Genomic DNA, 21,354 nt, shown 5'->3' with positions numbered 1-21,354 from the left:
TGAAGATGGATTAGATCGGGATGGGTCTATGGCAAACCGGCGGCAGCGCTGCCGTTCAATCCTTCGGCATGCCGTCGGCCAGCTTGCGCATGGTCGGCTTGCGGGCCGCGATCTCCTTTGCCCAATCGTCTCCGGAAAGATAGGCCAGGACCGGCGCATCGTTGCCAGCCTTCTTCAGATACTCGGGATCCTGCAAGGTCGCCCTTACCGCCATGCGCAGTTTATCGAGAATGACCGCGGGCACACCCGCGGGAGCCGCCACGCCGCGCTCCGCGGGCATGACGTCGTCAAAGCCCTGCTCCCTGGCGGTGGGCACGTTCGGAAGCGAAGCCGCCCGCTTCTCGCCCATCTGCGCGATGATCTTCAGCGGCACGGCCTCCTTGCTCGCATCCTGCAACTCGCCGGTGGTGACCGTTGCAAAGTCGATATGCCCGCCGAACAAGGCCGTCTTGGATTGCGCGGTGCCGTTATACGGAACATCGTTCAGCTTCACCGCCGCCACGTTCTGCAACTGCAACAGCGCCAGGTGCCCATTCGTACCCACGCCGTTATGGCCGAACGACAGCGAACCCGGCTTCTTCTTCAGCGCCGACACCACATCGTTCAGGTTATTGAACGGACTGTCCGCCTTGGTCACCAGTATGGTGGGATCGCTGAGCACCCGGGCAACCAGCCGCAGCGCCGCGGGATCGAAGCCGGTTTTCCTGTACAGCGGCGCGAATGCCATCGCCGGCAGGTTGACGATGCCGATCGTGTAGCCGTCCGGTACGGCCCGCATCAGGCTGGTATTGGCAATCTCGCCGGCGGCGCCGGGCTTGTTCTGTATGACCAGGCTGGCTTTGGCGCCCAGGTACTTTTGCATGAACGGGGCCATGGCGCGCACCATGGTATCGGTGCCGCCCCCGGCAGCGAATCCCACCAGTACCTGAATCGGCCGGTCGTCCGGCCACGCCGCCTGCGCGGCAGCGGAGGCCAGCGCCGTCACGCACAGAAGACAAGTGTTTAGCCTAAGCGACATGTTTTTCCCCATCCCGAAGTCTGCATCGATAATGGACGCAAGATACGTAAATGCCGGCCTGAGAAAAAGCGACTAATCTTCACGACCCCACATGAAAAGACGGAATAACCACGACAAGCGCGACCCGGCCGCCCACTTCCGGGACAAGTCGGAGTGTCGACAATGACGCTGAAGCAACTGGAAGCATTCTTCTGGGCAGCAAAGCTGGGCAGTTTCTCGGTCGCGGCATCACGGCTGCACGTCACGCAATCCTCGCTATCCAAGCGCATCGCGGAGCTGGAGGACGATCTCGGCAAGGCGCTGTTCGACCGCACCGGACAACGCGCCGTGATCACGGATGCGGGCGAGCGCTTGCTGGAACACGCAAGCCAGATGCTTGACATCGAAGGCCGCATCCGCGCCGGCCTGGACATGCCGGGCGCCCTGCGCGGCACTTGCCGGTTCGGCATCAGCGAGCTGGTGGCGTCAACCTGGTTCCCGGGCTTCGTTGCGCGCGTGCGCGAACTCCACCCTAACCTCGTCCTGGAGCCGCAGGTGGACCTGGCCTTGCGCCTGGAGAGAAGGCTGGAGCGCGGCGAACTGGATTTCGCCATTATTCCCGGTCCGTCCCCCTCCCCTGGCCTGGCCCACGAGAAGGTCGGAGAACTGGAGTACGGATGGATGGCATCGCCGCAGCGGCTGCCGAAAGGGACGGTGCTGACCCCAAGGCATTTCGTGGATCATCCTGTCATCACGCTCAGCGCGGAGGCGGGCCTGTCGCGCGCTTTCGAGCAATGGGCGGCGGAGCAACGGCTGGAGATTCCGCGCGCACTGGTCTGCAACAGCCTGACGGCACTCATCGCGCTGGCCGTCTCGGGGGTCGGCATCAGCTTCTTTCCCAGAGTGTATGTACAGCCGTTCCTGCGCGCGGACAAGCTGGTCGAACTGGCGTGCGCGCAGCCCCTGCACAATCTCTCCTACCACTTCCACTGGCGCGCCGGCGATACGCGCTCCGTGGTCCGCTCGCTCAGGAAGATCACCCTGGAAGCGGCGGATTTCTCCATGGATTCCCCGCTGTGGCCCGAAACGGTCCGCTAGCCGGCGGCGTTCAGGCCGAGCGGCGATAGTCCCCCGCCGCCTTCTGCTCATGCCAGTGGAACAGCTTCTCCACGAAGATCACCACGGCCGGCGTCACCAGCGCGATATACATATTGTCGATGCCGTAGGGATCGCCCAGCAGGTACCAGGCGGTAGTCGTGGCGGCCGCTCCCAGCAAGCCAAGCGTGGCGCCGCGGTTGCCGTTGAAGAACGGCAGATAGAAGCCGATCACGGCCACGATGGAGATCGAGAGCCGCAGCGCCCGCGTGAAAAATGACAAGTGCAGCAGGCCCGGAGCGAAGAACACGAAGATCAGCGGTACAAAGCCGATGACCAGGGAAAGCACACGCGTGGCGCGGAACTCCCTCTCCGGCGTGGGCTTGAAATACGGCACATAGAAATCCCGCACCACCAGCGACGAGATAGCCAGCGCAACCGTGCTGACGCCGATAAAGATGGAGGCGACCAGCGAAACCGTGACAAAGCCGGCGAGGTACACATTCATGCTCTGCAGGAACACCGGCAGCGCGTACAGGCTGTCCATGTCCGGATGCAGGTAGCGTGCGGCCAGCCCGATGATGCCGAGCGCAAAGCTGATCGGGATGCATAGCGCCGCCGCCACATAGGTGGAACGGCGGGCGGCGCCGGGGCTTTTGGTCGAGGAAATGGCCTGGATGATGTATTGCGTGGAGAAGATGGCGCCTACGTTGCCGATGATCCAGGCGACGATGGTCGAGGCGCCCACGTGGCCGTCCCAGGTGAAGTAGAACGACGGCAGCGCCTGCCGCATCGGTGCGAATCCCTTGCAGAGGTATAGCGCCACCGCGGTAACGATCAGCACGCCGATGTACTTGATGCCGCTGTGCAGGATGGACACGTAGGCCACGCTCTTCATGCCGCCGAAGGCAAAGTAGAAGGTGCTGACGAAGGCGGTCACCAGGGCGGCGGTCGGCAGGTTGATCTTCAGCACGGTGGCAATCGCCGCAGCCCCGCTCACATAGTTGCCCACGTTCACCAGCAGCAGCGCGTAGATCATGATCAGCGACACCACGACCTGCGTGGAGCGGCCGTAGCGCTTGGAAATGGCGCCGGAGATCGTGTACTCCCCGGAGCTGTAGAGCTTGCTGGCCAGGAAATAGCCAAACAGCGGAAAACCGATCGCCGCGCTCAATACGGCCCAGGAGGCGGCCATGCCGGATTCGAACGCCGCCTGCGCCGTGCCGATGGTCGACTTCGCGCCGATGAACTCGGACATCAGCAGCACGCCGACCACCACGGTCGGCATCGCGCGGGAGCCGACCATGAACTCGCTGGAGGTCTTGCTGCGCGAGCGCACCGTCAGCCAGGTGGTAAAGAGGATATAGGCGACCACCATCGCGACAATGATGGCGGTGTCCTTGAAGTCGAATATGTCCATGATGCCTTGCGTCTCCTGCAAAGACTGACACCGCGCCCGGCTTGCGGCGCGGGCCGGGCTGCCTTACTCCGCGCGAATCTTCGCTTGCGCGACGATCTTGGCGGAACGGGCCATGTCTTCTTTCTCGAACCGCGCGAAGTCTTCCGGCGTGCCGGGTGACAGCAGGTAGCCCTGCTCGGCCAGCCTGGCACGCAGGTCCGAGGCCAGCGCCTTGTTGACCTCGGCGTTCAGCCGCCGGGTCACTTCCGCGGGCAGCCGGGCCGGGCCCCATAGCCCGTACCACGAATAAAACTCGTAGCCCGGCACCGTCTCGCCGACGGTCGGCACGTCCGGCATCGAGGGCAGCCGGTCCCGCGACGTGACCGCGACGACGCGCACCATGCCGCTCTTGTGATACGTCAGGGCGCCGAGCACCGGATCGATAAAACCGTCGATGGCGCCGCCGATCAGGTCCTGGTACGCCGGCGCCGAGCCCTTGTACGGCACCACCAGGTAGTCGAGCTTGCCGGCCCGCTTGAGCATCTCGGTCGACAAATGGCCCGCGGAGGCCTGGGAGCCGATCGCGAACGACATCTTTCCCGGACGCGCCTGAGCATAGCCGATCAGGTCCTTGACGCTCCTGATCGGCAGGTTCCTGTTGACCGACACCGCCAGCGGGCCCTTGCCCACGAGGGCGACTGGCGTGAAGTCCCTGGACACATCGTAGGGCGACGACTTGAGCGTCATCGGCGTGGTAGTGAAGGTGGAAGCGCTGAACAGCAGCGTGTAGCCGTCCGCCGCGCCCTTGGCCACCGCATCCGCGCCGATGATCCCCTGGCCACCGGGACGGTTGTCGACGATAAAGCTCTGCCCGGTCTGCTCGGCCAGCTTCTGCGCCAGCATGCGGCCGACGGTGTCGGTCGGCCCGCCGGGCGGGAACGGAATAATGACGCGCACAGCCTTGGACGGATAGGTCTGCGCCGAAGCCACCGCGGCGGCGCAGAGCAGCAGCGCTCCCGCTGCGCAACGCAACGTCCGGGGGAACAGCATCTTTGACAACATCTTGGTCTCCTGTATCTCGACGGCAGGCGCGTGCCGCCCCGGGGGCCAGGCCATGGCCGGCCCCCTTGCGCAACGCCCCGTATCGATGTTCAAAGCCAGCGCGTTCGCTGGCCTTGTCCCCGGCGCCGCCATGCATGGCGGTTCTGCTGCGGGGCTCGGTGCGGCCGATTGTCTTGCCGGCCTCAGCGCGTCATGGCTGCGCCAGCGCTACCATTTCCGCGTAGAGGTCGGCCTTACCCTCGAAGCCGATGCCCGGCAGTTCCGGCATGGTGATATGCCCGTCGATGACCTTCACGCCATCGGGGAAACCGCCATAGGGCTGGAACAGGTCGGGATAGCTTTCGTTGCCGCCCAGGCCCAGCCCGGCGGCGATATTGAGCGACATCTGGTGGCCGCCATGCGGAATGCAGCGGCGCGGCGACCAGCCGAAGGTCTTCAGCACCTCCAGCGTGCGCTCATACTCGACCAGGCCGTAGGACAACGCGCAATCGAACTGCAGGTAGTCGCGGTCGGCGCGCATGGCGCCATAGCGGATCAGGTTGCGGGCGTCCTGGTGGCTGAACAGGTTCTCGCCGGTGGCCATGGCGCCGGGATAGTATTCGGCCAGCGTGGCCTGCAGGTGGTAGTCCAGCGGATCGCCGGCTTCCTCGTACCAGAACAGCGGATAGTCGCGCAGCATCTTGGCGTAGGCGATGGCCGTATCCAGGTCGAAGCGGCCGTTGGCGTCGACGGCAAGCTGCGCCTCGGCGCCGATCTCCTGCAGCACGGCCTCGATGCGCGCGCGGTCTTCCCCGATGCTGGCGCCGCCGATCTTCATCTTGACCACGTTGTAGCCGCGCTCGAGGTAGGAGCGCATCTCGGCGCGCAGCGCGCCGAGGTCCTTGCCCGGGTAGTAATAGCCGCCGGCGGCATACACGAACACGCGCGGATTGGCCGTGACGCCGTGCCGCTCGGCCAGCAAGCGGAACAGCGGCTTGCCGGCGATCTTGGCCACGGCATCCCACACCGCCATGTCGATGGTGCCCACCGCGACCGAGCGTTCGCCATGGCCGCCGGGCTTCTCGTTGGACATGGTGGCGGCCCACACCCGGCCGGGGTCCAGGTTGGTGCCGGCGTCGTCCAGCAGCGAAGCCGGATCGGCCGCCAGGATGCGGGGCGCGAAGCGCTCGCGGATGAGGCCGCCCTGCCCGTAGCGGCCGTTCGAGTTGAAGCCGTAGCCAATCACGCGCTTGCCGTCGCGGAAGGCGTCGGTCACCACGGCGACGAGGCTGCTCGTCATCTTGGAAAAATCGATATAGGCGTTGCGGATGGGCGACGAGATCGGCTTCGTCACTTCACGGACGTCGATGATGCGCACGGACATGCTTGTCTCCAGTGTCTTCGATGCTCGGATGTTTCGGTATTCCGGTACTTCGGTATTTCGTATTTCAGCGTTGGCCAGGCGCCGCGCCCCTACAGCGAGCCACCGCCGCAGATCACGATCTGCTGCCCGGTGATGGCCCCGGCGTCGGGGCCAAGCAGGAAGCCCACCATCCCGGCCACTTCGTCGGGGCGGATAAAGCGCCCGATGGGCGGCGTGCGCGGCGGCGTACCCTTGCGCCCCGGGTCGTTCAGCATGGGGGTCTCGGTAGCGCCGGGCGCCACCACATTGACCGTGATGCCGCGCGGCGCCAGCTCCGCCGCCCACGAGCGCGCCATGCCCACCAGCGCCGCCTTGGTCGCGGCATACTGGCTGCGCCCGGGCGCACCCGCCGCCGTGCGGCTGCCGATCAGCACGATGCGCGCGCCATCGGGCAGCGTCGGCATCAGCGCGTTGGCCAGCACCGCGGCAGCCTCCACATGGATGCGCCACATGCCCTCGCCGTCTTCCGGCTTCAGCTCGCCGAGTACCGCCGTGCGCATAAAGCCGGCGGCATGGACGACGGCGTCGACTGGCGGCAAGGCCGTGACGGCGGCAGCGAGCTGCCCGGCATCGGTGAGGTCGATCTCGATGGCGCTAAAGCGCACGCCGCCGGGCGCCGGCGTGCGATCCAGGCCGGTCACCTGCCAGCCGGCGGACAGCAGGCGCCGGGCGATGGCGGCCCCGATGCCGGAACTGGCGCCGGTAACAAGGGCATGCCTTGCCGGCGTCGCGTTGTCTTGCATGGATTGGCTCATGAAAGCCCCTTTGGAACCAATGTCCGGCGGCCCGGACAGCTCAGGCAGCAGCCTTCTGGAGAATGCCGGCTTGCGCCAGCGCAGCCTTGATGGCGGCCAGTTCGGTGGCCGACGGCGCGTGGGTCGGCGGGCGCACGGTGCCATCGCTCAGGATGCCGGCCAGCGCCATGGCGGCCTTCATGCGGCCGTGCGCCTCGCCGGTGGGTTCGCCGGCGCCGTACACCGCATCCTTCAGAGGATTGATCAGGGCCTGCACGCGCATGGCTTCATGCAGGTCGCCGGCCTTGACCGCCTTGAGCAGGTCGTTGATCAGGCCGGGAATCAGCGAGGCAAAGCCGACCAGCGCCCCATCGATGCCCTGCACCATCGACGAGAGCAGGTATTCGTCGTGGCAGGTCATCAGCACCTTGGTGGGATCGGCGGCGCGGATCTCCCTGATGTCGCGCGCATACTTGTTCATTTCGCGCTCGCCCATCTTGAACGCTTTCACGTAGGGCAGCCTCGCCAGTTCCGCCAGCAGCTCGGAGGAGTAGGAGCCGCGGGTCCAGGCGGGGTAGATATGCACCACCAGGGGCAGCCCGCTGGCCTTGCCGATGGCGTTGAAGTAGTCGAGGCAGTGCTCGGGCTTGAAGCCGAAGCGCAGCCAGTGATGCGGCGGCATGATATCGAGTCCGGCGGCGCCCGCTTCCTTGGCCCAGCCAGCCTGCTCCACGGCATCGTTGATGCCCTCGCAGACCACCGACGAGATCACCGGGCAGATGCCCCGGGTGGCATCCGCGGTGATGCGCGTCACCTCGGCGCGCTCGCGCGGGGTCAGCGAGAACACTTCGCCGGTATGGCCATTGGTCATCAGCGCGGTCACGCCTTCCTGCCCGCCCAGCCACTTCGAGAAGCGGCGTAGTTCCGGCTCGTTGATGCTGTAGTCCGCGTTGAAGGGAACCGCGATGGCGGGGATGATGCCGTGGAAATTGATATCAGACACGTTTTGTCTCCTGGTAAAACTGGCGCTAACGGCGGCGCGCGGTTGGCAATGGGATCGGAATTGGCGACAAGCCGGGAGAAATGAATCCGCCGGAGGGTTGCAACGCACGGGCCAGGTCGTTGGCGGCATGTACTACCGCCGGCGCCGTGGCCGCTTCGAAATCTTCAAGCGAGGTATTCATGGCCGGCGCCGCCACGCTCAGGCCGGCGATCGGCACGCCGTCGACATCCAGCACCGGGGCGGCGACCACATAGAGGCCGGACACCGTCTCCTGGTTCGACAGCGCGTAGCCCTTGCCGCGCACGGTCTTGAGCCGCTCGAGAATGGTGTCGAGCTCGGTGAGCGTGTGGTCGGTCAGCTTCTGCCGCGGCTGGGCGTCCAGCACGCGGGCCTGCATGTCCTCCGGCAGCCACGCCAGGATGGCGTAGCCGACGGCGGTGGAATAAGCCGGCACCCGGCTGCCGATGCGGATATCGACGCCGAGCCGCGTCAGCCCGGCCTGGACCCGTTCCGCGTAGAGCACTTCGGCGCCATCCAGCACGCCGATGGACGCGGCTTCGTTGATCTCGCCCACCAGCGCGCGCAGGATCGGACGAGCCCGCGTGCGCAGGTCGGAATGGGCGATGGCGTCGAAGCCAAGGTCCAGCACCTTCAGCGACAAGCGGAACAAGCGCGTATCCGGCACGCGCTGCACGTAGCCGATATCCACCAGCGTGTTGAGAAAGCGGAAGGCGGTGGCATTGTCCAGCCCGGAGCGGCGCGCGACTTCGGCCATGGTAAGTTCGGGCTCCTGGGCCGAGAACGCTTCGAGAATGCGGAAGCCCTTCGCCAGCGACTGCACCGTGTTCTTGGATGCGTCGCTCGCGCTACTCGCTTTCGATGCGGAACGGACTGTGCTCTCGGTTGCCATTTCAATCTCCACTGTTAGTTCAAGCTCGAGTTCTACCTCGAGTTCGGAATCCGAATTTTAATTCGATGAACTGACAGAAGAAAGCCCTCGCGCAAGACAGGTGGATGGACATCGGCATCGCTGCCGGGCTCAGTAAATTCGGATTGCGAATTTTTATTCGCAAAGACCGCAAAAAGAAAGAGCGCGTAGCAGCACTCCCCGGCTCTGCATTCCCTCTGCACAGCCACTTTTATTCGGATTGCGAACTTAAATTCGCACTTTGAAATATTCTAGACCTCGTTGGCGAAACCCGGCAAGCCCGATTTTCCTAGGGTTTTCACGGGGGCGATGCCACCGTCTGGCCTGGCATCTTCGGGCCGGCCGCGGCGCCGGCCTGCGTCGCGGATATCCGGAGCCCGCAACGGGCGGTACGGCAGGCCATGCGAGCCACATCCGCCAGCGCTCGCGCGTCCGGTCGCTACCCCACATTGTCCCGATCCCGCCAATAGCCCCAAACGCCGCAATAGCACTACACTGGATCCGAGACACCCTCCCGGAGCAAACGCCAGATGCGGCGTGTGCCAGTCGCCCCCACCTTGTTACGCCAGAACCGGGGACGCGCACCGAGAAGATACAGCCCCCAGTGCAACGACTGGAACAAGAAAGAAAGGGCTTGCCATGACAACGGTCGCAACATTCGAAATCGAGTACACCCAGTTTCTCGATCCGCAAGGTGAGCCGACGCAGGCGCTACCCGCATTCGCGCTCGACCCCGGGGCTCTCCTTCCGCTCTACCGGGCCATGGTGCTCACGCGCCAGTTCGACCTCAAGGCCATTGCGCTGCAGCGTACCGGCAAGATCGGCACCTTCGCCTCGGCGCTCGGCCAGGAGGCGGTAGGCGTCGGCGTGGCCAGCGCGATGCGCGCGCAGGACGTGCTGGTGCCGTCCTACCGCGATCATGCCGCGCAGTTCCAGCGCGGGGTCTCGATGACCGAGAGCCTGCTGTATTGGGGCGGCGACGAGCGCGGCAATTGCTTTGCAGCGGCGCCGCATGATTTCCCGAACTGCGTCCCGATCGGCAACCAGGTCTGCCATGCCGCCGGCATTGCCTATGCGATCAAGCTGCGCAACGAGCCACGCGCCGCGGTCTGCCTGCTTGGCGACGGCGGCACCTCGAAAGGCGATTTCTACGAAGGCATGAATATGGCCGGCGCCTGGCAGGCCCCGCTGGTGCTGGTCGTCAACAATAACCAGTGGGCCATCTCGATGCCGCGCAGCCAGCAGACCGCCGCGCAAACGCTCGCGCAAAAGGCCATCGCCGCCGGCATCCCCGGCTTGCAGGTGGATGGCAACGATATCGTCGCGGTCCGCCAGAAAACGCTCGAAGCGCTCGAACGCGCGCGCTCCGGCGGCGGCGCCACGCTGATCGAGGCGATCACCTACCGGCTCGGCGACCACACCACCGCAGACGATGCCTCGCGCTATCGCGACGTGGATCAGGTCAAGCAGCACTGGCTGCTCGAACCGGTGGCCAGGCTGCGCAATTACCTGCTGCGGCTCGGCGCCTGGGATGCGGCGCGCGAAGAGCAGCTTGCCAAGGCTTGCGCCGCCGAGGTTGCCGCCGCGGTGGATGCCTACCTGGCCATCCCCCCACCGGATACGGCGGCGATGTTCGACTACCTCTATGCCAGCCTGCCCACGGCGCTGGCCACGCAAGCGGATACGGCGCGGCGCTTTGCCCCGGACGTGCCGGCAAGCGGAAGCGAGCACGATCATGGCTGAAATCAACCTGGTCGAAGCCGTCAACCAGGCACTGGCTTATGCCCTGGAACACGATCCGCGGGTGGTGCTGCTCGGCGAGGATATCGGCGTGAACGGCGGCGTGTTCCGCGCCACGGCCGGGCTGCAGGCCCGCTTCGGCGCGCAGCGCGTCATCGACACGCCCCTGGCGGAGTCCGCCATCGCCGGCGCCGCCATCGGCATGGCGGCGATGGGCCTGGCGCCGGTGGCGGAAATCCAGTTCACCGGTTTTATCTACCCGGTCATCGACCACATCATCAACCACGCCGGCCGCCTGCGCCACCGCACGCGCGGCAGGCTGAGCTGCCCGCTGGTGCTGCGCTCGCCCTTTGGCGCCGGCATCCACGCGCCTGAGCATCACTCCGAAAGCCCGGAGGCGATGTTCGCCCATATTCCCGGCATCAGGGTGGTGATACCGTCCTCGCCCGCGCGTGCCTATGGCCTGCTGCTGGCCGCCATGCGCGACCCCGACCCGGTGGTGTTCCTCGAACCCACCCGGCTCTATCGCCTGTTTCGCCAGCAGGTGCCGGACAACGGCGAGGCGCTGCCGCTGGACGTCTGCTTCACGCTGCGCGACGGCGGCGACATCACCCTGGTGAGCTGGGGCGCGATGCTGACGGAAACGCAAGCGGCGGCCGACCTGCTGCTGCAGGAAGGCATCGCCGCGACCGTGATCGACGTCGCCACGCTCAAGCCGCTCGACATGAGCACCATCCTGGATTCGGTCAGCAGGACGGGCCGCTGCGTCATCGTTCATGAAGCGCCGCGCACCGCTGGCTTCGGCGCCGAGATCGCGGCCAACCTGGCCGATGCGGGACTGTATTCGCTGGCGGCGCCGGTGCAGCGCGTCACCGGATACGACACCGTGGTGCCGATGGCCCGGCTCGAGTACGAATACCTGCCCAGCGTGGCGCGGATCATGGACGCGGCACGCAAGGCGCTGGCCGCCTGACGATCTCGACTATCGACGATCGACCATCGACTTTCCTGGGAGCCACGATGAACATCTTCAAGCTGCCGGACCTGGGCGAAGGGCTCCAGGAGGCCGAGATCACCGAATGGCACGTCAAGCCGGGCGACACGGTCGCGGCCGACCAGCCGCTGGTCTCCGTCGAGACCGCCAAGGCCATCGTCGAAATCCCGTCACCGAGCGCCGGACGCATCGCCCGTCTCTACGCCCAGCCGGGCGAGATCGTGCATCTCGGCGCGCCGCTGGTGGGCTTCGAGGGCGCCGGGGGGGAAGACGACGCGGGCACCGTGGTGGGCGTGGTCAAGGTCGGCACCCAGGTGCTGGCGGAAGCGCCGGCGGCCCTCGCCGGTGGCGGGGGCGCGGTGCGGGCGGCGCCGGCCGTGCGCGCCCTGGCGCGGCAGCTCGAAGTGGACCTGGCCATGGTCAGCCCCTCGGGCGCGGACGGCATCATCACCGCCGCCGACGTCCGGCGCGTCGCCGCGACGCTGGCGGACCTGGGACCGCCCGAGGTGCTGCGCGGCGTGCGCCGCGCCATGGCGCAGAACATGGCGCGCGCGCAGAACGAAGTGGCCGCGGCTACCGTGATCGACGATGCCGACATCCATGCCTGGGTGCCTGGCTCCGACACCACGATCCGGCTGGTGCGCGCGCTGGTCGCCGGCTGCCGCGCCGAGCCCGGCCTGAATGCGTGGTACGAAAGCCAGACCGGGCGCCGCCATGTGCCCAAGCGGATCGACGTGGGGATCGCGGTCGACCTGCCGGAGGGCCTGTTCGTCCCTGTGCTGCGCGATACCGGCAACCGGGACGCGGCCGACCTGCGGCGCGGCCTGGACCGCATGCGCGCCGACGTCCGCGCACGCACCATCGCGCCCGAGGAGATGCGCGGCAACACCATCACGCTGTCCAACTTCGGCATGATCGCCGGCAAGTACGCGGCGCCCATCGTGGTACCGCCCACGGTGGCCATTCTCGGCGCCGGCCGCATTCACGACGCGGTGGTGGCGGCCGGCGGCGTGCCTGCCGTGCACCGCATCCTGCCGCTCAGCCTGACCTTCGACCATCGGGTGGTGACGGGCGGCGAGGCCGCCCGCTTCCTGGCCGCGGCGATCGCCGACCTGGCCCTGCCGGAATAAGTCCGGCAAGGCCCGCCGCATCTCGCCACATCTCGTGGCCGGAGCACGTCAGGCGCGCATGCAAGCGGACCTGACGCAAGCTGCGTCGTTCACCCCGCCAGCATGCGAAGCAGGGCATCCTGCGCGGCAAATGGCACACGGCCGCGCCGGCGGCGGTAAGTGCCGTTCGCCATCATTTCCCATGTATCCCGCTTGTCTTTCAGGTATGCCTTCAATCCCTCGTCGATGACGCGCGCCTTGAGACGCTTGTCGGCCACCGGAAAGCACACCTCGATGCGCCGGAACAGATTGCGCCCCATCCAGTCCGCGCTGGAGAGCATCACGTCCTCCGCCTTGTCATTGTAGAAGTAGAAGATGCGCGAATGCTCAAGAAAACGGCCGATGACCGAGCGCACCCGGATGTTCTCCGAGCACCCCGGAATACCTGGGCGCAAGGCGCATGCGCCCCGCACGATCAGGTCGATCCTGACCCCGGCGTTTGACGCCTCGTAGAGGGCGTCGATGATGCCTGGCTCCAGCAAGGCGTTCATCTTGGCGATGATTCTTGCCTTGCGTCCCGCCCTGGCGTGCTCCGCCTCGCGCCGGATCGCCGCCAGCAAGGCCGCATGCAGGGTGAACGGCGATTGCCAGATGCGGGCGAGCTGGCTGGTCTGGCCCAGCCCGGTCAGTTGCGCAAAGACGCCGGCCACGTCGTCGGTGATGCCCTCGTTGCAGGTCAGCAAACCGAAATCCGTGTAGACCTTGGTGGTCTGGCCATGATAGTTGCCGGTGCCGAGGTGGGCATAGCGCCTGAGATGCCGGCCTTCGCGCCGCAGCACCAGGGCCATCTTGGCATGCGCCTTGAAGCCGACCACGCCATAGACCACATGGGCGCCGGCCTGCTCCAGCGCCGCGGCCCAGCCGATATTGGCCTCCTCGTCGAAGCGCGCCAGCAGTTCCACCACCGCAGTGACTTCCTTCCCGGCCCGCGCGGCATCGATGAGCGCCTGCAGCAAGCTGGAGTCATGGCCGGCACGGTACACCGTCTGCTTGATGGACACCACGTCCGGGTCCTGCGCTGCCTGCTGGATGAAATCGACAACAGGCGCAAAGGACTGATAGGGATGGTGCAGCAGGATGTCGCCATCGCGGATGGCGCGGAACATATCCGGCTGGTTCAGCAGCGCCTTTGGCAGCCCCGGACGGAACGGCCGATACTTGAGATCGGGGCGGTCGACCTTGTCCGGCACATTCATCAGGCGCACCAGGTTGACCGGCCCGTCGACGCAGAACACATCCGCATCATCCAGGCCGAACTGCTCCTGCAGGAAATGCGTCATCTCCGCCGAGCAGTTGCCGGCCACCTCCAGCCGCACCGCGGCGCCGAGATGCCGCTGCGGCAACTCGCCCTGCAGGGCTTCGCGCAGATTCTTGACCTCCTCCTCGTCGACGAACAGCCCGCTGTTGCGGGTGACGCGGAACTGGTAGCAGCCGCGCACCTCCATCCCCGCAAACAATTCGCACACATGGGCATGCAGGATGGACGACAGGAAGACGAAGCCATGCTCGCAGCCCGCGACCTCCCTGGGCAAGCGGATGACACGCGGCAGCGCACGCGGCGCCTGGACAATGGCCGCGCGGTGGCTGCGGCCGAAGGCGTCCCGTCCTTGCAGCTCGACGACGAAGTTCAGGCTCTTGTTCAGTACGCGGGGAAACGGATGCGTCGGATCCAGGCCGATCGGGGTCAGGATCGGCATCAACTGCTCGAAGAAGTAGGCCCTAATCCACTCCGACTGCGCGGCAGTCCAGTTCGGGCGACGCAGGAAACGGATCCCCTGCTCTGCAAGTTCGGGAATCAGGACCTCATTGAACAGCCGGTACTGGTGCGCCACCAGTTCCCGCGCCTTGGCGCTGACCAAGGTATGGACGCGTTGCGCGTCGAGCCCGTCCGGGCCGGTCGCCACGGACTGGACCTTGATCTGCTCCTTCAGCCCCGCAACCCGAACCTCATAGAACTCGTCGAGATTGCTGCTGAAGATGCACAGGAAGCGCAAGCGCTCCAGCAAAGGCGTATCCGCGTGTTCGGCCTGGGCCAGCACCCGGCGGTTGAACTCCAGCAGACTGAGTTCCCGGTTGGAGTAAAGCGCCGCGCCCGTCGGACTCGAAGGTATTTCAGCGCGCTTCCCCCCTGCTTTCCTCATGATGGCCTGCGAGAAGCCATCCCGCGAGATCAATGTCGCGCTTTCTTCCATATTGTGCTGATTGAATGCTGAATAAGGGTTTATGACATGCTGATGTCATAATAGCTCACTTCCATGCCAGCCCAGTGCCCGAATATCGGCCAGCCGGCTCTCTTAAGCGCGCACAGCAAGCCCCGGCGAACTGCCGCGCAGGGCAGCCAGAAAGCCCGCACATGAGCCGAGCCAATGCCAGGGGTATCTTCCCTGATTTTCTCCCCACCAATGCAGGGATTAATGGTGCGTTGCTTGAATCACGCATCGAATATAATCGCGGGCCACAGATCAGGACCGGATTGCAGACTTCCCCGACCGGCAGGCCTGCCCGCGCCGAATCCGCAACCCAACGGCTACATTTTGTGTCGATCAAGAGCATTTCCAGTGCCCCATACGCCACGCGCATGCGCTGAAAATCATGTTGGCCGCCGCACGAATCTGTTCTATCGTCTGTTGATAATCGCGCCGCCAGTCGCGGCATTCACAAGAAACAGCGCGGGCGCTTGCCCAGGCAGGCTGGATGCAGGGTTCCGTGCCGCCCACGCTGTCATTCGCGAGTTCCCCCTATGAACACGGATTCCCATGCTGGGCTCATCGCAAGACTTGCCCACGCAGTGCAGGTATCGACGAAGGAGGCGGAGGCCGCGTTCTACGATGCCCTTCAAACGCTGAGTACCGGCGCGCGCGTCGAGAACTACCTGACCCTCTTTGCCGTGCGCCGTGCCGCGGATGAAATACGCGCGCGTCAGCGCAGCAATCCGGTCGATCCCCTATAGTTGTACGGTTGTACGCCGGACCAGAAGCAGACAAATGCAGCAGAGGGGGCGGTACAATCGGCAAGCTCGCGCCTGGGCGCGGCCCCCTCCAAAAGACATCCGAATTGCCTTGGCAGCCCCGAAAAATTGATTCTTAAGTATCCCAACCTTTTCGTGGCCAGCAGCATTTCGCTTGCTGTCGCCATCGCCGCCATCGGTGCCGGAGCGCTCCTTGAAATGCGCCAGGACGCCTTCGCGCGCGCGCAGGAAGCGTCCTCCAATCTCTCGCTGATCCTGGAACGCGACATTGCCCGCAACCTGGAAATCTTCGAGCTGTCGATGCACGCCGTGATCGACGGCGTCAAGGATCCCGAGATCCTTCGGCTGCCTCCGGCCATCCGCCAGCTGGTGCTGTTTGACCGCTCCACCAACGCAACGGACCTGGGCTCCATGCTGGCGACGGACGAGAAAGGCAATCTCGTGCTCGACTCCCGCTCCACCCCTGCCCGTCCGGTCAATGTTGCCGACCGCGACTACTTCAAAGTGCATCGCGATTCGACCACGGCCGGGTTGTTCGTCAGCCAGCCGTTCCAGCCCCGCCTGACGGAAACAGCCCAGTCGATCGGCCTGAGCCGAAGGTTGTCGCATGCCGATGGCAGCTTTGCCGGCATCGTCGTCGGCACGCTGCGCCTCAACTATTTCAGGCGGCTGTTCGAGGGGACGAAACTCGGCCCCGGAGGCACCGTCACGCTGCTGCGGGACGATGGCATCGTGCTGATGCGCCGTCCTTACGATGCCGCCACCATCGGCCGAAGTATTGCCGCCAGTTCGTCCTTCCCTCCGCTGATGCAGGCACAGCAAGGCTCCTTTGTCGGGATTGCCGCGTTGGACGGCACCGAACGGCTATATGATTTCCGCCACGTTGCCGGCTTCCCCCTGGTGCTTGTGGTTGGCCTGTCGACCGACGATATCTATGCGGAATGGCGCAAAAGGGCGTGGCTGATCGGTGGGCTGATCCTTGCCCTCGACATCGTGATCATCCTCCTCTCCGCCCTGATTTCCCAGCAGTTCAGGCGCAGGCTGGCGATGGAGGAGCACCTGCGGCTGATGGTCAACACGGACGGGTTGACAGGCATCGGAAGCCGGCGGGCCCTGGATGAGGCAGCGGACATCGAATGGCGCCGGGCATGGCGCAACCAGCAGCCCTTGTCGTTGCTGATGATCGACGTGGATCATTTCAAGAACTTCAATGACCGCTACGGGCACGCAGGCGGCGACGATGCACTGGCCGCGGTAGCCCGGTGCATTGCCGACAATATCCGCAGGCCCGGCGACTATGCGGCCCGCTACGGCGGCGAAGAGTTCGCCGTGCTGCTGCCCAACACCGGCATGGATGGCGCCATGGCCGTGGCCGGGAAAATCCGCTCGGCGGTCCAGGGCCTGGGCCTCCCGAATGCGGGGAGCACCCACCAGGTACTCACGATCAGCATCGGTGTGGCATGCGCGGAGGGCCGCTCGCGCTTTGCCAACCTGCGCCTCTTGTTCGGTGCCAGCGACGAGGCGCTATACGAGGCGAAAGAGTCCGGGCGCAACCGGGTAGCCGCCGCACGCGAAAGGCAAAAGAACCAGGCCCACGGCGCGGCCCTGGAGCGCTGAAGGCAGTGAAGGCACTGAAGGCACCGAAGGCGCGGCCGGTACTGCAAGAACGTAAGAAGACGGAAGACATAACGATGGGCAAGGGTTTTTTGGCGCTGTTGCTGACCGGGGCGTGCCTGGTCAACGGCGCCGCGCGGGCCGACGAATTCGTGCTATGCGGCAAACGCGGCTGCGGCCTCGCCACCGAGGACGGCAAGGCGGCGGTGCCGGGGCTCTACGAGAAAATCGAACCCTTCGTCGGCGATACGGCGCTGTTCTTCGCGGATGACCGCTGGGGCCTGCTGAACCGCAAGGGCGAGACAGTGGCCCGCTTCGGCAAGGACAAGCCGGTGCCGCTGACCGATGGCTTTGTCATGGTCCCGGACGGGGATGCCTACAGCCTCTACCGCCCCGACGGCAAGCGGGTCATGCGCGACGTGTTCCCGATGCACCCCGTGGCGCGCCAGCTCATGCCGCCGCTCGACTCCCCCTATGTCGTCAGGGGGGCCGCCGCTGACCGCTATGACTACCATGACCGCCAGGGCAACATGGTGCGGCAGCTCAGCTTCCCGCTGCAGGCCATCGCCCCGCTCATGGCTGCGCGGAGTTTCGATAGCGCCCGAGCCGCCAGCGACCAGCGCTGGGGCTACCTCGACGCCGGGCTGAACTGGGTGGTGCCCCCCGTGTACAAGCGGGCTTCGGCAATGATCGATGGCGTAGCCCAGGTGGAAACCGAAGACGGCTACTTCCTGATCGACGCGCGCGGCCAGCCCCTGAACGGCTTCCTGGCCAAGGAGGGCTGGTACGGCGTCCGGGACAACGCCCTGGCCGCCGTTGTACACCGCCAGGGCGGCAACCCGGACGAACAATGGGTGGTGAACAAGGACGGCCATGTGGCGCCCTTGCCGGCCGGCCTGCGCATGGTCAATGGCGTCTGGCGCAACGGCTTCGCCGTCGTCGAGACCGTATTGCCGGATGGTGCCAGGCGGCAAGGCCTGCTCGACCAGTCCGGCAGGTTCCGGATCGCCCCGAAGTACGAAGCGCTGGCGCTGGGCGAGAACGGCTGGGTCATCCAGACAATCGCCAATCCGCAGGCCGCGGGCGACAAGCACGCCGCGCGCCATCTCCATGGGCTGCTGAGCCAGGACGGCGAACCCTTGCTGCCGCCCGTCTACGAGTGGCTGGAACCCGTTCCCGGCCAGCCGCTGCTGATGGCGAAGGCGGCAGGCTCCGAGCCGGGCCTGGGACTGATCGACGCGCGCGGCAAGGTGGCGGTGCCCCATCGATACGCGCGCGGCCGCTGGCTGGATTTCGGCATGTTCGCCATGGAGAGCGACACCGGCTGGCAATTCTTCGATCCCAGCGGCCGCCGGCTGGACACGCCCGAGATGCAGGGCATCTGGCCGACCACCGCCAAAGGCGTCCCCCTCATCAGGGTAACCATGCCCTTCGACCAGGCCGCTTTCGAACGAAGCAAGCAGCGCCAGTTCGACTGGTCCGGCTTTGTCAACCGGCAAGGACGCCTGCTCGAAGGGTCGGCCGATCCGGCCTATGGCAACCAGCGCTACGTGCCCTTTGCCAACAACCTGAACCACCGCTACGGCCTGGCCGACCTGCAGACCATGACGGTGATCGTACCCGCCGAATACGGCTTCCCGGCGAGCCGGGCCAGCGACAAGGGCGCGATCGTGTTCGGCCCCAAGGAACCCGGCATCGAGGCAGTATTGGCCACGCCAGGCGGCAAGGTGGTCAGGTTCAGCGAAATCTGGCCGTAGCGGCGAAAGTCACGCAACACTGAACTCCGTTCGCTTGACGCTGAACTGACCCGCCGACGGCAATGCCGCGCGCCAGCCTGCACCGATGGCACCACCCGGAACCCGCGAAAGCCATTCCGCCCCGCGGACCGGGACGAGACCAGGGGTCGGCCTCGGCCCCCGTCCCTTGGCGGACGTTTGAGCTGTCCAACGTCGGCGAAAGCCTGTGGATTCAACCGGTCGTTCGCAAGCACTGGACGAATGGCAGTTGTCAGCCAATACCGGTCTTTGCTTATTGCTATCCCAGTTGAATTGATGCACGATGGGCAACTAGCATAGATCTTCCTTAGTTGTGGCCTTTGTCCACCGTGGAAAGTCGATATTAGACTGGCCACTAGAGGAATACACATGAGCATCAACGAAAACGGCAGCCAACATGAGCCGCCCAGATTATTGGTCAGTCCAATACTGTGCCTACTGCTTGAAGTGGCATCCACTTCGCGTTAGGTCTCACCATTTGTTGTCCTGAGGGCAAAATAATGGAAAAAAAAGACACTGATATCTCCGAAAGAGAAAAATGGGACATTGACAAGAATTTTCGGGAACGAGAAATTATGCTTCGCGAAGCTGAAGTCGAAATTTCTCGGCGGGAGAGTATTCAATCAAAATGGAAAAATCCATTGGTTCTTGCAATACTTGCTGCTGCAATTGCTGCAGCAGGAAACGCCGTCGTCGCTATTGTTAATGGCAATCTTCAACGCGATTTGGAAGACCAGAAATCTGAGCAAACACGTATACTGGAAGTCATAAAGGTTGGCGGCAACCCGGATAAGGCGGCCGAAAACCTCGATTTTCTATTAAAAGCTGGGCTGATTCGCAATCCAGCACAAGTCAATACCCTTAGCAAATTCCTCGCCGAACGAAAGCCTGGAACAGGCCCATCTCTTCCAAGCGATGGAAATACAATTAAATCAAATAGTGATCCAGCGAACAAGGACGCGGCTGAAAAGGCTGCGATGAGCATAGTATCTACGCTTGCAAAAGCACAGTATTCCGATCTGTGGGACTTTCAAACCAGTGACTCGTTTCGGCGGATGACGACGAAGGACGCCTTCATAGCCAATATGACACTGGGCCGTGCGCGATTAGGTGGTTTGATCGAAAGCAAGGTTTTAAGTAGTGATTTCTCTGATTTCGACCCATCCACCGGCTACAAAGGTACTATACACGCCGTCACATTCCTAAACCTCTATGCCGCCGGCAGGGTCTTTGAGCGTATTGTTGTGATCAAAGAAAAAGACGGAAATTTTCGTCTTTCTGGACTATGGAGCGATCTAGCAGACAAGAGACTATAATCGCGCATCAGCGGAAAATCGTTTAAGGCGGCTGGCACATAAAAATTCCGTTATGCCCACATTAATTCGAACACTTTTGCCACAGAAGGATAACCACTATGTTTATTTTCTTCAGAATAATGTGGCTCGCGGCATTTCTATCGCTATCCCTCTTGGCTGGACCAAGCAATGCTCAGTATCTATATACCCCCCATTTCGATTACAGCAGATATCCACCGATTCAACATGCTGTTCCGTTTCATCAACAGCAAACCATGGTTTGGTGCTGGGTGGCTGCTGCAAAAATGGTGGCGGAATTTTACGGGCGTCAACCAGTCCCAGATCAATGTTCGATGCTTCAAATGCAGTATGGCGCGCCTTGCTGTCAAAATCCGCAGCTTTGTTCACGCGGCGGACATATCACCGAAGTTCAAGCGTTGATTGGCCAATTTGGTGGCCGCTTTTCCAGTGTTGCTCCGCCAGCCAACGGGTTCGTACTCTATGACGCGCTAAGACGTGGCCCCATAGTGATGCATACACGACAGGGTGCTGGTCATTTCGTGGTTGCAACCGGTATGCGGGTAGTTCCGTCTCCTATGGGGCCACTCGGATTGGTCTCAGTCAACGACCCCTTTTTTGGCCAATACGAGGTCGATTTCCCGAGTCTAATGCAAGCGTGGACCGCAGCATTGGTTGTCTATTGAATTGGCCAAACCCATCATTGTATGAGACGCTGTGCGATAAGGCAGGGCAAGCGCCCCTGAATTCAACTCTGAACTGCCGGCCAGAAAGGGCCCGGCGAGCGAGGGCACGGGGATGGAAATGGTAAAGCTCGCCGATGGCGCATTCTGGGACCTGGCTCGCGGCCGAGTTGGGTGACGACTACACGAAGCCCAACCGTTAGGCGCCTCTATTCCTGCAGCGACGGGACAGGAGGCACGGAGTCCTTATCTTCGAGTCAACCGCCATCACCATGATGGCGGAAAACCACGTGGCGACATTCGGCCTAAACGGCCACCTATGGCCGGGAGCGGCCTCGGCGCCGAGAACCAGGACCTTGCCGTCTTCGGGACTGCGTTCGCTGAAGGCCGGAAAAGCCGGGAACGAGTTTGGCAGGTCCTTCGGCATAGCGCGCTACCGCTTTGGGATTCGAGAAGGATGTGCGAGAAGCACGCTGGA

At 64.2% G+C, this 21,354-nt stretch carries 18 protein-coding genes; 10 read left to right on the top strand and 8 right to left on the bottom strand.

The annotated features are described in order from the left end of the window. Positions 1–55 precede the first annotated feature (55 nt). On the bottom strand, positions 56–1,018 hold the full coding sequence (locus AC3FOF_RS19070; protein WP_035817449.1) for a tripartite tricarboxylate transporter substrate binding protein: 963 nt from the start codon (positions 1,016–1,018) through the stop codon (positions 56–58). 162 nt (positions 1,019–1,180) lie between these two features. Between AC3FOF_RS19070 and AC3FOF_RS19065 the strand changes: the two genes are divergently transcribed. Beyond that, positions 1,181–2,095, top strand: a complete 915-nt coding sequence (locus AC3FOF_RS19065; protein ID WP_488727478.1) for a LysR family transcriptional regulator — start codon at positions 1,181–1,183, stop codon at positions 2,093–2,095. Between the two features lie 10 nt (positions 2,096–2,105). On the opposite strand, the gene AC3FOF_RS19060 is transcribed toward AC3FOF_RS19065, so the two are convergent. From AC3FOF_RS19060 to AC3FOF_RS19035, 6 genes are all read right to left on the bottom strand, one after another. After that, on the bottom strand, positions 2,106–3,512 hold the full coding sequence (locus AC3FOF_RS19060) for a sodium:solute symporter family protein (protein WP_017230635.1): 1,407 nt from the start codon (positions 3,510–3,512) through the stop codon (positions 2,106–2,108). A 63-nt stretch (positions 3,513–3,575) separates the two neighbouring features. Further along, positions 3,576–4,553: a Bug family tripartite tricarboxylate transporter substrate binding protein gene (locus tag AC3FOF_RS19055; RefSeq protein ID WP_488727477.1), complete on the bottom strand. Its 978-nt coding sequence runs from the start codon at positions 4,551–4,553 to the stop codon at positions 3,576–3,578. 190 nt (positions 4,554–4,743) lie between these two features. Next, positions 4,744–5,916, bottom strand: a complete 1,173-nt coding sequence (locus AC3FOF_RS19050; protein ID WP_488727476.1) for a mandelate racemase/muconate lactonizing enzyme family protein — start codon at positions 5,914–5,916, stop codon at positions 4,744–4,746. Between the two features lie 89 nt (positions 5,917–6,005). Then, the gene (locus AC3FOF_RS19045) at positions 6,006–6,698 is read right to left on the bottom strand and encodes an SDR family NAD(P)-dependent oxidoreductase (RefSeq protein ID WP_276268318.1); all 693 of its coding nucleotides are present in this window, start codon (positions 6,696–6,698) and stop codon (positions 6,006–6,008) included. Between the two features lie 52 nt (positions 6,699–6,750). Beyond that, positions 6,751–7,692, bottom strand: a complete 942-nt coding sequence (locus AC3FOF_RS19040; protein ID WP_017225331.1) for a dihydrodipicolinate synthase family protein — start codon at positions 7,690–7,692, stop codon at positions 6,751–6,753. A 25-nt stretch (positions 7,693–7,717) separates the two neighbouring features. After that, entirely contained in the window at positions 7,718–8,602 is an 885-nt protein-coding gene (locus AC3FOF_RS19035) for an IclR family transcriptional regulator (RefSeq protein ID WP_488727475.1), read from the bottom strand. A gap of 104 nt (positions 8,603–8,706) precedes the next feature. On the opposite strand from AC3FOF_RS19035, the gene AC3FOF_RS19030 reads away from it, so the two are divergent. The 4 genes from AC3FOF_RS19030 (at position 8,707) to AC3FOF_RS19015 (ending at position 12,484) form a co-directional block, all read left to right on the top strand. Next, entirely contained in the window at positions 8,707–8,865 is a 159-nt protein-coding gene (locus AC3FOF_RS19030; protein ID WP_488727474.1) for a hypothetical protein, read from the top strand. A gap of 394 nt (positions 8,866–9,259) precedes the next feature. Then, positions 9,260–10,363, top strand: coding sequence for a pyruvate dehydrogenase (acetyl-transferring) E1 component subunit alpha (pdhA, locus tag AC3FOF_RS19025; RefSeq protein ID WP_017225329.1), 1,104 nt, complete (start codon positions 9,260–9,262; stop codon positions 10,361–10,363). After that, a complete protein-coding gene (locus AC3FOF_RS19020; RefSeq protein WP_017225328.1) occupies positions 10,356–11,333 on the top strand; it encodes an alpha-ketoacid dehydrogenase subunit beta in 978 nt (325 codons plus the stop codon). The genes pdhA and AC3FOF_RS19020 overlap by 8 nt, the downstream gene beginning before the upstream one ends. 47 nt (positions 11,334–11,380) lie before the next feature. Continuing rightward, positions 11,381–12,484 carry a dihydrolipoamide acetyltransferase family protein gene (locus AC3FOF_RS19015; RefSeq protein WP_488727473.1) on the top strand — a complete coding sequence of 368 codons (1,104 nt, stop codon included), beginning with the start codon at positions 11,381–11,383 and terminating at the stop codon, positions 12,482–12,484. Positions 12,485–12,573: 89 nt separating this feature from the next. On the opposite strand, the gene ppk1 is transcribed toward AC3FOF_RS19015, so the two are convergent. Beyond that, positions 12,574–14,664, bottom strand: a complete 2,091-nt coding sequence (gene ppk1, locus AC3FOF_RS19010; RefSeq protein ID WP_488727472.1) for a polyphosphate kinase 1 — start codon at positions 14,662–14,664, stop codon at positions 12,574–12,576. Between the two features lie 599 nt (positions 14,665–15,263). Between ppk1 and AC3FOF_RS19005 the strand changes: the two genes are divergently transcribed. The 5 genes from AC3FOF_RS19005 to AC3FOF_RS18985 all read left to right on the top strand — a co-directional run bounded on the left by AC3FOF_RS19005 (position 15,264) and on the right by AC3FOF_RS18985 (position 20,879). Then, the gene (locus AC3FOF_RS19005) at positions 15,264–15,473 is read left to right on the top strand and encodes a DUF3562 domain-containing protein (RefSeq protein WP_276264867.1); all 210 of its coding nucleotides are present in this window, start codon (positions 15,264–15,266) and stop codon (positions 15,471–15,473) included. Between the two features lie 153 nt (positions 15,474–15,626). Then, complete coding sequence (locus tag AC3FOF_RS19000) at positions 15,627–17,108, top strand: sensor domain-containing diguanylate cyclase (protein ID WP_488727471.1); 1,482 nt, start codon at positions 15,627–15,629, stop codon at positions 17,106–17,108. Positions 17,109–17,113: 5 nt separating this feature from the next. Continuing rightward, the gene (locus AC3FOF_RS18995; RefSeq protein ID WP_488727470.1) at positions 17,114–18,862 is read left to right on the top strand and encodes a WG repeat-containing protein; all 1,749 of its coding nucleotides are present in this window, start codon (positions 17,114–17,116) and stop codon (positions 18,860–18,862) included. Positions 18,863–19,380: 518 nt separating this feature from the next. Next, positions 19,381–20,196, top strand: coding sequence for a DUF4019 domain-containing protein (locus tag AC3FOF_RS18990; RefSeq protein ID WP_488727469.1), 816 nt, complete (start codon positions 19,381–19,383; stop codon positions 20,194–20,196). Positions 20,197–20,294: 98 nt separating this feature from the next. Continuing rightward, positions 20,295–20,879: a papain-like cysteine protease family protein gene (locus tag AC3FOF_RS18985; protein WP_488727468.1), complete on the top strand. Its 585-nt coding sequence runs from the start codon at positions 20,295–20,297 to the stop codon at positions 20,877–20,879. Positions 20,880–21,354: the final 475 nt, after the last annotated feature.

Source organism: Cupriavidus sp. 96C5-1, from assembly GCF_057798855.1.
The sequence above is the reverse complement of the archived record's forward strand: the minus strand, read 5'-3'. Positions and strand labels throughout refer to the sequence as shown.